The sequence below is a fragment of the Haloferula luteola genome (genome assembly GCF_014201715.1).
GTDB classification, from domain to species: domain Bacteria; phylum Verrucomicrobiota; class Verrucomicrobiia; order Verrucomicrobiales; family Akkermansiaceae; genus Haloferula; species Haloferula luteola.
In genome coordinates this window covers 204444-217878 of sequence record NZ_JACHFD010000003.1, presented here as the reverse complement: position 1 = coordinate 217878, position 13435 = coordinate 204444, and the positions used below count along the sequence as shown (strand labels likewise).

The 13435-nt window shown below is 51.7% G+C and carries 14 protein-coding genes; 8 read left to right on the top strand and 6 right to left on the bottom strand.

Going from position 1 to position 13435, the window contains the following annotated elements; translation table 11 throughout:
• Positions 1-155: 155 nt before the first annotated feature.
• The 8 genes from HNR46_RS04395 (at position 156) to HNR46_RS04365 (ending at position 4906) form a co-directional block, all read left to right on the top strand.
• Complete coding sequence (locus HNR46_RS04395) at positions 156-506, top strand: RHS repeat domain-containing protein (protein WP_184016167.1); 351 nt, start codon at positions 156-158, stop codon at positions 504-506.
• A complete protein-coding gene (locus tag HNR46_RS04390; protein ID WP_221285007.1) occupies positions 478-930 on the top strand; it encodes a hypothetical protein in 453 nt (150 codons plus the stop codon). The genes HNR46_RS04395 and HNR46_RS04390 overlap by 29 nt, the downstream gene beginning before the upstream one ends.
• A 47-nt stretch (positions 931-977) precedes the next feature.
• Entirely contained in the window at positions 978-1436 is a 459-nt protein-coding gene (locus HNR46_RS04385) for a hypothetical protein (protein WP_184016164.1), read from the top strand.
• 140 nt (positions 1437-1576) lie between these two features.
• Entirely contained in the window at positions 1577-1756 is a 180-nt protein-coding gene (locus tag HNR46_RS04380) for a hypothetical protein (protein WP_184016163.1), read from the top strand.
• Between the two features lie 63 nt (positions 1757-1819).
• Positions 1820-1948, top strand: coding sequence for a hypothetical protein (locus tag HNR46_RS21155; RefSeq protein ID WP_281375543.1), 129 nt, complete (start codon positions 1820-1822; stop codon positions 1946-1948).
• Between the two features lie 433 nt (positions 1949-2381).
• Positions 2382-2810 carry a hypothetical protein gene (locus tag HNR46_RS04375; RefSeq protein WP_184016162.1) on the top strand — a complete coding sequence of 143 codons (429 nt, stop codon included), beginning with the start codon at positions 2382-2384 and terminating at the stop codon, positions 2808-2810.
• 117 nt (positions 2811-2927) lie between these two features.
• The gene (locus tag HNR46_RS04370; RefSeq protein WP_184016161.1) at positions 2928-3788 is read left to right on the top strand and encodes a hypothetical protein; all 861 of its coding nucleotides are present in this window, start codon (positions 2928-2930) and stop codon (positions 3786-3788) included.
• An 80-nt stretch (positions 3789-3868) separates the two neighbouring features.
• Complete coding sequence (locus tag HNR46_RS04365; protein WP_184016160.1) at positions 3869-4906, top strand: hypothetical protein; 1038 nt, start codon at positions 3869-3871, stop codon at positions 4904-4906.
• A gap of 369 nt (positions 4907-5275) precedes the next feature.
• On the opposite strand, the gene HNR46_RS04360 is transcribed toward HNR46_RS04365, so the two are convergent.
• From HNR46_RS04360 to HNR46_RS04335, 6 genes are all read right to left on the bottom strand, one after another.
• On the bottom strand, positions 5276-5569 hold the full coding sequence (locus HNR46_RS04360) for a DCL family protein (protein ID WP_184016159.1): 294 nt from the start codon (positions 5567-5569) through the stop codon (positions 5276-5278).
• A 25-nt stretch (positions 5570-5594) separates the two neighbouring features.
• Positions 5595-8198: a DEAD/DEAH box helicase gene (locus HNR46_RS04355; RefSeq protein ID WP_184016157.1), complete on the bottom strand. Its 2604-nt coding sequence runs from the start codon at positions 8196-8198 to the stop codon at positions 5595-5597.
• Positions 8195-9154, bottom strand: coding sequence for a HamA C-terminal domain-containing protein (locus HNR46_RS04350; RefSeq protein ID WP_184016155.1), 960 nt, complete (start codon positions 9152-9154; stop codon positions 8195-8197). Before HNR46_RS04350 ends, HNR46_RS04355 begins: the two co-directional genes overlap by 4 nt.
• A 743-nt stretch (positions 9155-9897) precedes the next feature.
• Positions 9898-11151, bottom strand: coding sequence for an IS110 family RNA-guided transposase (locus HNR46_RS04345; protein WP_184016153.1), 1254 nt, complete (start codon positions 11149-11151; stop codon positions 9898-9900).
• 436 nt (positions 11152-11587) lie between these two features.
• Entirely contained in the window at positions 11588-12814 is a 1227-nt protein-coding gene (locus HNR46_RS04340; protein ID WP_425491673.1) for a relaxase/mobilization nuclease domain-containing protein, read from the bottom strand.
• A gap of 113 nt (positions 12815-12927) precedes the next feature.
• Positions 12928-13269, bottom strand: a complete 342-nt coding sequence (locus tag HNR46_RS04335) for a plasmid mobilization protein (RefSeq protein WP_184016149.1) — start codon at positions 13267-13269, stop codon at positions 12928-12930.
• Positions 13270-13435 lie beyond the last annotated feature (166 nt).

Here is a 13435-nt window from a genome sequence, read left to right as displayed (position 1 = left end):
CGTGAGAAATTTCGGATAGGTTTCGACTGTTTTTTAGAATTGCATTCCGATGTTAGCTAAGAGACAGATCAACAGGTCCATCGCGCCCAATGCCGTGAAGCCCAATATTGTATACCACAATATAGTACCATTCGGGACTGGACCTGAGCGGAAGCATGCAAGCTGCTGGTGGGGTCGGAGGGCTTCTTTCGGTGACCCTGGGAGGACAGACCTATTATCCGACCTACGATGGGAACGGCAACGTGAGTGAATACCTCGATGGCAACGGAACGGTCGCTGCCCACTACGAGTATGACGCCTTCGGCAACGTGGTGAAGTACTCTGAGGCTCTGGGTGACCTTGCGGTCCTGCTACCTTATCACTTCAGCACCAAGCATCAGGATTACGAGAGTGGATTGCTTTACTACGGATACCGCTACTACGATCCGGTGACAGGAAGGTGGCCAGCAAGGGATCCGATCGAGGAACGGGGGGGGGGTGAATCTGTATGGATTTGTCAGAAATGACGGGGTGAATTGGGTGGATATTCATGGGAATTTGGCATTTAGATTGCCTGACCCAGATAAATATCCGAATGAAACTATTGACAATGCAAAGTCGGACTATAATGATTGGAGTGTGTCCGATCCTGATAACTACCCTGATCCCAAACCTGTTCCTCCGGAAGGATACTCATGGCGCATTGAACTGAAGCCTGTTTCTAATTTTAGTTGCTGGAACCAAGGTTCTTCGGACTGCGAATGCGACCCGGTTAGTTTGGGCAATGGAGTGGGTGTTGTAGCAACTTATCAACTGGCGTATGTTACGGCTAATAATCATATTGTAGAGCAATGGGAGAGTGCCTGCTCAAAACAGCATGAAGATTGCGCTCCATTCGATGATGGAAACAATGAAGTTGAAGTCGTGAGAGAAGATCGAGTTCCACTATAATAATACGAATTGGTATGCACGCTTCTTGGTTGGCTTTAATGTGTTTGATGTTGACTTGCGTAAATGGGAAGGATGTCCCCTGCGAGGCCGCGGCGTTGGTGAGGGCATCCTTAGTTCGAACCAAAGGAGATGCGCTTGTCTTTCGTGTTGGGAACGGGAATTCATTTAAAGTAATTCAAAGATATTTAGGGGTGGATTTTAATGAAGGATTTCGGGTTGTAGCTAAAAATGATGCATTTGTTCTGAGAAATAGAAAGCCAAAATCTGCGAAAAATCCAAATTCGTTGATGAGCTTCGGGAGTTCGGATGCATATGTCGATTCTGGGAGTCATGAAAAATTGCATGTTAGGCCCTCATGGCTTAAAAAAGCTGAAGGTGCGCCAATGGATCTCATTGTTGTTGAAAAATCTTACGGCTCTTTTTCTTTTTTTGTTGTGCAAGAGTTTGTTTCTGAAGAACAGTTGATTAAGTTTGGGATCGATGTGAATGGCGTCAGTGAAAAATGAGGTCGATCCCGAATGGTACGTAGTTAAGTAGCAGCCCTCTTTGAACTACAGGACACCTTTAGTTGGAGTCGTTGGAGCAGCGTAAGTGTCGTAAAATCGCCCCCTTCCGTGCGGCCGCTTGACCTGCCAACATCGCCGGGATGTCCAGATCCACCCGCCGACCCGCGCGGCCACTGCAATCCACCGGCTTCCACTTCGCCGAAGTCGAGTTTCCGCGCGTCTCCCAGCCTCGGCTGGTGATCGAGTTCCGCGAGGGTTTTTCGCTACTGCTCGCCGACGAGAGCGCCATCCCGGAAGCGTCCCATGAATCGTTAGAATGAGGTGGTGGCTGGTTGGTGCCACGCGTCAGCGTGGCGTTGCTAAACCAAAACCAACCAACCACCGTGAACCACGAAAAACTGAAGAAGGCGTTCCTGCAAGGCGGAGAGCGCGAAGCGGCGGGGATGTCCCTCAGATCGTTAGAATCGGTGGCAGCGGGTCGGGTTGAGATTCATCGCTTGGTGGCTTCCTGACAAGGCTGCTCCTGCCCCGCGCTTTCGCTCGGAGCTCAGGACGAGGGCGCGGCGTCTGCCGCGACCGAGGACGGAGCGCGGAGCGCAGAGCGATAGCTCGGATGCCAAACGAGGGAGGTCGTCCGCATGGGACGCTTCCGCGCCGCGGCCGGGAGCAGCGAAGCCGCCTGATCGCAAGCCGATCATCCCGTCCGGCGTCAGCACAGGGGATGGATCTACGACGCTTACGAATGGCGGGCCGGGAGGGATTGCCTTCGCTCCGCTCCGGCCATTCCAGAATGTGCTCGCGCCACTCGCAGGGTAGGATTTGGTCGCGAAGCTCCCGCTGAATTCAAACCCGACTCGCTGGCGCTCGTCAGGGTTCTCGACCCTCCTAAAAACGCCATGACCCCATCCCTGCGGACAGGGATGGGGTCATGGCGGAGGGGGTGGGATGAAATTACGAACTTTTGCGCCGATTTCGTGCCTCGTGGGCATCATTCGCGACACTTGGAAGGACGGAATGGAGCTGGCGCACCCGATCCGGCGCAAATGGCGGGACGATCCGCCAGCGATGGAGCTGCTTCTGGCCTGCCCACCGGGGAAGCATTTGATTCATTTGAGCCAGAACTGGTCTCAAGCCCTGCAATCCGGCCTTGTGGCCTCGTCCACGGAGATTGCCGAAAAGTGCGGCGTGACTTCGGGCCGCGTGCGGCAGATCGTCCGGCTTTCGGGCCTTGCTCAGGAAATTACGGAATTCCTCTCCGGCCTGAACGGGCAAAAGGCGCTTCGGGGCTTTTCTGAAAGCCGGATACGCTCCCTTGTCGGCCTGCCCCCGGACATGCAAGTCCAGCGCTTCGAGAAGGAATTTCAAATCCGCTGATTGAACTCACACCGCCGATTCATTCGACTAGCTGCTTCGTGAAAAACTGAAGGCAACTATTATACTCATTCTTTAGAGTTGCTCTAGGTACAGATCGTTCATAATTTTCATACAAACATGAAACGAATTGAGCTCGATACGGGAGTTGCTCGGCAATTGTGCTATTCAGAGCCGCCTTGGTTCTCAGCATTCGTTGAAATGGCTGGGCACGGCTGGTCGTTTCACCTTACCGAAATCGCGGTCTCAGAATTGATAGCAGCTCTTTATCGTGGTTCGATTAGCGAAGAGCAATGGAAAGAGGGAATCATGCGCCTTGAGGTAATTTTGGGAAAAATCTTTCCGACTCTTCCGGGAAAACGAGATCTTTTTCATCTTTGCGGGCTTATCGACGAAGAAGACCCAAATAAGGAATTTCTTTCCGAGGAATTTCTAGCCGCGTATTCAATCGCAATGTGGGAGGTAATGAAAACCCCGTTACCTGAACCGAACGTAGAAATTAGAATTTTCTTTCGTGCTGAGGGGAAAACATTTTCAGCTCCATTCAGGCCGGAGCAGGCATCCATAGAACTGACAAGAGAACGCTCAAAGTGGATTGAAGAAATGACGCAAGAGCCGATAACCAATTTTGATTACGAAAAAAGTGTCATTAATTCAAAACGTAATTTTGATTCTTGGGCTAAAACCGATGGTCTTCCGATGAGTTTGAAAGGTGATATTCTTGCACATGCGAGAGCCGAATGGGAGCGACGCCTCGCTAACGGATATAACGCATCGAGTGGCAAGCGTAAGAATGATGGAATCGATTTCCTCCTCAATTTTACCTTTATGTGGCCAGCACTTTTGGTTACGACAGACCAAAATCTCAGAAATTTCATCCGAGGTCTCAAGTCTTATCAAGCTGGCTGGATCTTCTTTCCTCAAGAACTTGCCAGTGTATGGATCGCTGGCAATCTGGCTGAGCCAGATTGGAGCACATGATTTGCTTTTATCAATCACAGGAAATGCATTAAAAATATCTGTCTATATGATTTTAAATCCAACAAGAATTCAACTCAGTAATGCGCCCAGACCCCAAAAAACAAAAGAAACATATCAATGAAATTAGAACGGATATTGATCGGATCATCCGTTTCATTGAATCGGAGAATTATGACGATTCCTCCCGTATCGAAATCGAGGCTCTGAAGATGGCATGTGCCGTCTATCAGGGTATTACCGAAAGTCCTTTGCCGGTGGACTACTCTAATCCGAAAATTAGAGAGTGTTGCTATTATGTAGCCGCCGCGATGGATCTGTCACGCTACATCAAAACAATTGATGATAAAAGAAAACTGAAAAAAGCTCGACATCACCTCGAACTTATCGGCTCCGGAGGATTTGGGATTTCCGCAACTTATCAGAAGCAGCAATACCACAACAGTGTAATCTACGAACGCCTTCGGGCGCACATTGGTAATGCTCCAAGCTTTGAGGTCGCTAGAGATTCAGCGCGAAAGTCTTTAGAACTAATGATTGCCTTGGCGGCAATGAGTAAATTTGACGAGGTGATACTTGAAAATCCGAACAATTCCAACAAAGACCCCAAGAATCCTGATATTATTATCGTGGATGAAGGCATTAGATTTGGAATTGCTTGTAAATCGATAAGTTCTCAAAACCCGAATAATTTCAAACAGCGAATTCGTGAAGCTATTGAACAAATTAAAGAATCGATTGAAGATGAGAATGTTGATCCTAGGAAAGGCGTGGTGTTCTTGGATGTGTCACCCCTGCTGAATCACGATTACCTGTACATGCCTGAAGGAATATATTCCTGGAATGACGGTTCTGGAGGGGAAGTGCTCCAACAAAACATCGCAGAAGTCATGGTCAAATTGTTAGGGGAGGGAGATGGCCACAAACTTCTCAGTCCTTTGTTTGCAGACTCAGGTCTGATCCCCTGCATAATTGCCTACGGACATAGTGTAATGATGGTCGAAAAAGACGGGGGATTTTTCCCGCACTACTATAAAGCTGCCTACCTGATTTACGGTGGAGACCATTCTCAAATCAAATCTTTCACTAAAAGACTGAATGACGCTCTGCATTGTCAATAATTCAACTCCTCATTCCGAGAAATCGGAATAACTGTCAGAATTGTAAGTGGTAAAATCTTTGGGATAACAGCATCGCTCTGGTCGAAACCGTGTGGGTTTTCGGTAGCACCTATGGATATGACAGGGAGGATACCGCGCATGCGGTGAAGCCCTTTTCCAGATCAAGGAATTTGAAATCAAGTGTCAAGATGAAGCTTGGGAGGCTCTCACGCACAAACGCGGCGGCAATGCCGATTTCGCCGACTGTTACCTTGCTGCTATCAACCGCACAAGCTCGGCTGCACGGTCACGCTGATCTTGGAAAAAAAGGCCGCTCGTATGGCCTAATTTCGAGCGGTCTGACCCAGAGATAAATTGCTTAAATAGCAATTACCCATAAATGCACGATTTAAATGAAAATTTCTCTGTTGTCTTATCGGTTCGGTTCACCCAGAAACACTTTGTGCCGAAGTCGGCGCTACGAACACTGAAATAGGTAATGCCGCACCCGATCTTTTCCTCTGCCTCAGGATGGTGGGCGAGTGCAGCAAGCAAGACTTCCGCATCATCAGAACTCACTCTGTCACCTACATTGTATTTATGAAGAATGCCTTGAAGAAAGGCAAATGCATCGCCTTTTTTGTCAAAGTGAAAATTTCCGAAACTGATTGGTTTTGCAGGCATATCAATGTTTTTGGTTATTGAAAAGCTAGGCACTGGGTGCATCGTCTTCGCTTTGTAGTAATTTCTCGCGGATCTCCCGAAGAATAATCGCGGGTATGTCCATGGATTCAAACTTGGCCTCACGGTCCGCAACCCATGTGAGGCATTCTTCCTTAGTTAGATCATCACGCGCAATCTTTTCATATAGAGTAACAGCGCTCATTCGGGACAGCCCAAGCTCCATAAGGGCAAGCAGCGTGCGCGTAGAAACGCCGAATTCCAACTGTGTGCCGATGTCGAGATCGCTGTCGATCAAATCTTCTCGACCTATTTCGTTCAGGTGTGTGTGTAAAATATCCATGTAGGCAGACAAATATTTAGGAGCCCTAAATCGAGCGATCTGCTCAACCAACTCCATCGTTCTTCTGATAAGCATAGGCAGCTTAAAAGATCTCCCGTTGTCCTTATGCCAATCTATATTTCCTCGGATCATCTGCGCCAGCGAATATCCTTTAAGCCATTGCACTACAACCAACGCATATAGTCTTACCAGCTCACTTGGCACGAAGGCTGGATATAGGTTATCGTTGATACGGTGCATGATCGTTACGAAGCGGTCGAAACTGTCTGCGCTCTCAACCGGAGCAGGGAGCAAATTTTCGACGTCACCCTCATAAGCACGAAAAGCATCAAGTAGGCGCTGAAGGCCTAGGGCGTTAACACCAGGATGACGATCGGCTATCTCATGACCAATCTCAACCTGAGCAGCAATAATAGCCAAATTCTCCTCGAGCTTCGCGACCATAGAATCGCCATGCCTTTTGGCAAGTTTAGCTTGTGCTATCGATCCAAGACGAAGGTATGTGGCTAAAAGGTAGGCACCCACCTGTTCGAACTTCTCCACATCTTTCAGCTCGGACAAAGGCGTTGTAATTCGCCTCTTAAGATAAGCCACCATATCATCACCTTGCTCAAGCACCGCGTCGCTTTCGCGCTTTATAGGATAACGCGATCGGGCAGGAACTCCTGTTGGCCATGCGATGGGGTCTTTAGGATCAATACAGACGATATTTCCCTGAAACTCATTGCCCCAGCGACCAGCTCGACCAGCCAGATTCCAGAAATCATGAGGTTCCATTGGATGTCCCCTGCCTTTGCGAGGTCCGCGAACCACTATAGTGCGGCAGGATAAATTGACTCCTTCGATTAAAGTCGATGTGCACACAAGAAAGCGAATTTTGCCACTGCGGAACAAGCGCTCAACTTCAAGACGGATCAAAGATGGCATGTTACCATAGTGAAATGCAACACCTAGCTCAACAAGTGAAGCAAGCGCGAAGTTGGGGTGAACGCCCTTACGCGCCAACTCGGCAAGCTCGCTAAGCTCTCTATCAGGATGCTCGAGAGACGGAACTAATTGACTAATCAGGTCGGCGATTTCTTCAGCTTCCCCAGCTCCGTTGGCATACACAAGGGTTCCTCCCCGTTCGCCCACTGCCGCGGCGATGAAAGCAAGTTTCTTTTTTACAGAGCCGGGCAAGCTACCCAATTGTAGAACTCCGATTGGCAACGAACCACCGCCGTGACTTACCGAAAGATTCCAAAGTTTTGGCTTACGGGGAGCCTGTTCGGCTATAATAATATTTTGGAGTACAGTGGGAAGATCGCTGTCGACAGCAGAGGTTCGAGCGTCATCGGGTGCATCGGCCAACAACTCCTCGGGGTTTTGAGCCGCGGGACTGATGAATACAACTTTGAGCGAAGCATTTGCACGTTCCAAGCGCTCAATAGCATCCTGAAGGATAACACCACGTTGGTTGTCCCCAATCTTGTGCGCTTCGTCAACTATGAGCAAGTCGATGTTTGCTTCGTCTCCCAATGCGTTAGCTAGGAGGTGTAGTCGCTCCTGTGTAAACACATGAATGAGCTTTGTACCGCCTGCCGTCGCCGTATCGTATTTTTCTCGCAACGGGAGCGACGAAACATCGATTGGGGCGTCTTTGCCGAGTACTGACAAAAGCTCATTTTCTATTTCCGAAACCAATGCTCGTGTCGGAGCTAAATACACAGCGACGCGTGATTGAGTTGATTGCATATGATCAATCAACCATTGGAGCACCAAAAACGTCTTCCCGGAAGCGGTGGGAGCTGACGCTGACAACCATGTGTTACTGCTGGCATTGTTCCAGAATCGCTGCTGAAAATCATTCACCGCCAACCATCGACCGCTTGATTCAACCAAAACTGAATGGTCCATCTGACGGCGTTGCATTTCCATCCGCAGTGCCATTCCAAGTCTCGAACCTATGTCCGTGACCAACAACTCACGGTTATTAGCTAGGCTGACAGCTCGGAAGTTGGAAAGCTTGTCGAGTAAAACTGCACCGGCATCCTTGATCGGTTGGCTGTTATCCAAGGTAACTGCGCCGGTTGCGATCCGAAGTGCAGTCTCTTGATGGCTTCGTAACTCTGAACGTGCCAGTATGCTTCCAGCAAGGAGAAGGCGAGGCCAATCGAATTGCGGGGAATCCTCGCCAATTTCAGGGGTGAGATTGTCAAGCTCTGTTCTAACCGTGCAGCGCGTCAAAGCATCGACTTCTTCACGAATGCCCTCGCTCATGAGCCAAGAGTTGAGATCGTCTAAGCTCATAATTTCAGTCCCATTGCACTGAGAAAGGCATCTCTGAATCCATCCGCCGATGGCAGCGGAAGGCAAAACAGTTCAATCTCAATTTGCTCGAGCTTTTCTTCAGTCAGGCGTGAGCTGACTCTTTCCTTCCATTTTTCTAGTTCAGTTCGCGCGGCCACGGCTATGTCGTCTGCGACTCCTTTGGCACCTTCGCCGGGATAGAACGCGGCATCAAATCCGACCAAGGCCACGCCGCAATACCGCTTCCGGTTAGACATGACGGAATTTTTGTCGAAGTAGCGCTTGAGCGCGTCCGTCAATTTAGGATCGTTCAAATCTGCTTTGTCGCTCAGCAGAATGAGATCCCGCTCGCGTTCGGCCTCTTCATGATCAGGCTCTATAAGAAACGGTGAAAGGGAAGCGAGGCATTCTTTGATGGCCTCGCTTGCCGTTTTGTAAATTTTTGACTCGCCCCAATAGAGCTTCAGAAATCCGTCATCCGTAATGCCTGCATAAACGCCATCAGCACCGTGGTAGTGGAGTCGCGCGTCTGTCTTCAGATCCATTTTGCAAAGGATCTGCGGCAGTCCGAGAAACCGTTCTGCCAGAAGGAAGAGTAGCATCTCACCGCCTTCACCAGTCTTCGCCAGATCGGTGAACGAGCGACGAGCTTCCTCCAGTAAGCCTACAACGGCCTCGGTACTGTTGTATTTTCTATCGCGTTCTTTTGCCTTCGCTAACTTCGTTCGTGGAATCGCATAATCAGCTACAGCGTTGCGCATGAACTCGGCAAGTCGACGTGGCTGGACTTTTCCGTTGCCGTCCACAGTCAGACAGTGGCAGTGAATTTTGACCAAATGGCCGTCGATGAGAACATCCCTCTCTATAAGTGCTAAGTGCACATCAAGCGTGCCCGGATCACCTGTCAGAGCAGAAGCCAAGTCGTCGGCGGTAATATCAGAAATATTGTCAACCATAATTGATATGTCTCATATTATTCAAGATCACGGCCTAGGAATTTCATCATTAGCTAATGCCACGACAAAGAAAGCATTTCAGTTTATTCAGTTTGATCACGATCTTTCTGGTGATTTCTAGGAGTGTATAGGAAGCTGCACTGGGGAATCAAGCCCCTGTTTTAAGCCGTATGCCCGCTGCCGACACGCGAAGAAGGAGGGAGAAAATTATCGCCAATCGAGGAACAGGTTGATAGATTACCACCTTGGAGTGGAGCCAAATGTTTCGCGCCACGCACGAAACCCTAACGGCGAACACAAACCGGAGGTAGCAACTGCTAGCGGAATCGTCGGGATGGTGCGGGCGCAGCGCAGCGAGCCACGGTCACGACTATTCCGCTAGCAGGCGCGAGAGGCGGGAGCCTCTTAGCCCGAAGGTCCTTTCGTCCCTCCGAATCCCGGGATAAGCGGGTTTCGGTGTATAGGGTTGGGTGGTGGCAACACGAGCTGACTGTCCGTCCGCTCGTTCCTCGTTTCCTGCCGGACAGTCAGCTCGTGTAGGCGGCGCGGCGGTCTTCGGGGCGTTACATCTGAGCTGGTCCGTCAAGAGAATCTGCCCGGACTATTCACATCGAGGATTCCTCTCCGGTGTACACAGCAAGCTCCAGCGACTCTGGCTGTGAAGGTCCGAGAGTTCTTACGGTGAGTTTTTCTTCAGAATGACGCCATGGCATCATCCGGCCCGATAAGCCTGTTAACTCCACTCAAGCCACAAGGGGTGAGCCCCGCTTTACCAACTGTGCGACGTATTTCGCCTCATCGTAGACTTCATGGTTCTTCCAGCAGGCGAAGATGATGCGCAGCCACTTGAAGGCCAAAGCACGAATCGCCGAGCCATAGCATTTCCCCGCAGACCTATGGGCATCGTAGTAGGACCTCGCCCACCCACAGAATTGGATGCTCTTGGACGCGAACTCAAAGAAGGTCTGGTGTAGGAAAAGGCTACGCGAGATCCGCCTGCAGGTTCGTGACATCTTGCCACTGGTGATCTTGACTGGCGCGATCCCACTTGCTCTCTGAATTGCACTGGCGCTCTCAAACCTGGACCTGTCGCTGCCAAATGCGGCTGCCAGTCGAGGAGCAAGGCCCTCGCCCGCGCCTGGTAATGATCGGAAGATCGGCGCATCGGGATGCTTAGCGAACGCCTCTACTATCTCCTTGTCGAATGACTTGATGCTGTCCTGCACAGCCGCGAGTTGGCGGCAAAGCGCCACGATCAGCAGCCTGGCTGGATCCAGCACCGCGTCATCTGTCGTGGGGGGAACCATCTCCCCAATCTTTCGTATGCGGCGTTCGACCACGTCTTTCCGTCGCACTTGATGGGCATAGTAAAACTTGCGGACCGTAGCCAAACGAGCGCGCTGGAGATCTGCGAGCGAAGACCAGCGCTTCAGAAAGTCGGTCGCCAGCGGAGTGTAGATCTCCTGTCCGATGAGCTCCAGAGCTTGTGGGAAGGTGTCCTTGAGCGCCTGCCTGAGGCGATTGCTGAGGCTGACGCGCAGATCGACCATCCCGCGCCTGTTCTCGACGAGGATGTTAAGCCGTCGGCTTGCCGGATCCAATGCCTTCCTGCGTCGCAGCTTTTGTCCGTGAGTGCGGACAAGTTCCATTAGAATCAGGGCGTCGGACGGATCGTCCTTCCGCATGCTCGGAGAGAACGCCTGCCGAAATCTGGCGACAGTGGCAGGATTAAGCGCGAAGATTACAAGGTCCGCCCTATCGGCCATCTGGTTGATCAGTGCGCCTTTCGATTGCTCCATGGCGATGGCAACCGACTTGAGCGGATACTTCTTTGCCAACTCGTCCAGCCAGGCATCGACTGCCTCCGGCTTGCTCGAAAGGTCCGAGTGCGTGATCGATTCAGTGGTCGCATCCCAGAGGCAAACAGCATGGACCTCGTCGGCCCAGTCGATGCCGACAATGGCTGCATATGCTTCGTTTCTGTCGTTGTTGGACATGGTTGTTGATGGTTCATGGTTGTAGTGACCCCACCTTCCGGACGCCTGTCCTCTCCATTGAAGGCAATATTGAATGGGCCTGTGGGGCCAGCATCTGAGTGTTCATTTTGGAGAAGGCCGACCGACGCGGCCGAGTTGCAACGCCTCAGACGTGAGTGCCGAAGAGACCTCCGTCCACGGGGTATGTGATTCGTGCCGCGCCGGTGCGTCCCACCAAAAGATGGGAGATCATGAAGCCAAAAATCCAGGTCACAATCCACCTCCTTCCGGCTGGGGCCGGTGGAGTTACTCACAGGGCTCGGGGAGGCGGACGGGCTATGAAAGCCCGCTTCCTCACCCTGATGAATAACTCCAGACCGGCAATATTGCGGGGTGTCCCCGCAGAAGGGGTAGTGGCGCATGTAATAGCCGCGAGGGGAAGACTTTCCCCGCCAAATCATCGGCTCAAGCCCGGACCGTCACGACCAAGGGCGAGGTCACAAGTATGCTCCCTCTCATGAACACGACGGCTACGGTCGGACGGACGCCATGCGTCCAAACGCCTCTTTAGCTCTTCAATCTCCTGAGCATGCATACGCTCTAACTGCCCGAAATCACGATCACGCTCTTTTTTCAGCGTGCCGATGGCTTCGTTCATGCGCCTCTTGGCATCGGTCTGCTGCATCTCGATCTCACGAAGAGCGCGCTCAAGCTTTCGATCCGTTTTGAAGAGTTTGAAGCTGATCCGTTGGACGAACCCCGGATTGCGGAGTTGATCCTGCAACCTGTTAATCTGCACATTCTGTTCGCCGATGCAGTAGAAAGTTTCCAACTCGGTTCGCTTGTGCTCAATGCGCTGATGATGACGATTCGCGAGCGACAAGCGTTCTTCGTGATGCTTCCCAGCCTGCTTACCGATCAATTCGGCGGCTTTCTCTTCAAAAGCCCGCAACCTTTCATTTCGCCTGTTCTCTTCGGCGGTGCGCCGCTCCTTGATTGCCTCCGGTGTCGGTAGCGACGACGGTTCAATCCCAGCCAATCGATCCCGAAATTCCTGCTCCTTGAATTTGTCGCCAAGTGCGGCTTTCAGGTCGCGGGTCGGGTTGGACGATTTGCCGTAAGGATCGACGACCACGAGACGCTTGCGCCCCTGCGCCAGTTCATAGCCTTTGGCTGCAAGCTGCTGAACAAAGGATTTTGCATCATGGCTGTTCTGCCATGCCTTGACGATGGCCGGATTTGCATAGCGGGTTTTGCGACCTTCTTCACGCTTACGGTAGTTTTCTTCACGCTGGGGACAGTACATGGTTCTCTCCTTTTTCTGATAGTCGCGCGCCCAATCCTGGAGCTTGCGCTTGGCGTGCTTCAGGCAGGCCACCAGTCCCGTCCGGGGATGGACTTTGTTCACTATGAGATGGATGTGGGGCTGAGGCTCGTCGCTGTGACAAGCGATCATGGTTTCGTGATCGGTGAGGCCGAGCTTGGCCAGTGAAGTGCGGGCCGCCTCCATCATCGCGTTCCGATCCGGTTTTTGCTCGGGATGCCAGCTCAAAGAAAAGGCCAGCACGGGATTTTTGAGTTTCGCGCCGGATCGTTTTTGATGGGAAGCTTCCTTCAAGCGCTCTTGATGCTTGGCGGTGTAGGCCATGACCTTCCACGCCTTCTCCACCTTTTCCGTCACCATGTTCAGTGTCTCCGTCCAAGCGACGCGGTTCTGGGTGCGGGCGTTCTTGTCGTGGAAATAGTATTGGAAAGCACCGCTGAAGGAGCATCCTTGGGCTGCGAGTCTGGGAACCATTATTCATTCTCCTTCCCGATGGCCTCGTCGATGAGGTCTTCGATGCGTTGGCACAACGCGGTGACGGTGGGAGACAACCTCCCGGTTATGTGCATGCCCTTGGTGATCTGGTTGAGGTTGTTTCCGATGGCATTCAATTCGCTGACAACCGCTGGATCGTAGTAGGAGGTCTCCTGACCGGGCGTCTCCAAAGCGGAGAGAAGGAGCATGCGGGCAAGCTCATTGGCGCGGCGGTCCAACTGCTTCGCGCGGCGTGCGAGATCGCGATGCTCGCCGTCAGTCAGGCGAAACACGATGCGATGCAGACGGTGGCGGTCGGAGGATAGGGTGGGACGGGCCATGACTACACCTCCCGATACGCGCGGCGAGCCTGCCGCAACCGGAGGAAGGTCGAAATCGGTGCAACCAAGCGCCGTGGATACAGGGGGGATGCAACGGGGGGACGGTCAGTCCGCCCCTTGCCAAGATGGAGGGTTTTCCGGCACGGAAAACCACATCTTGCTATCC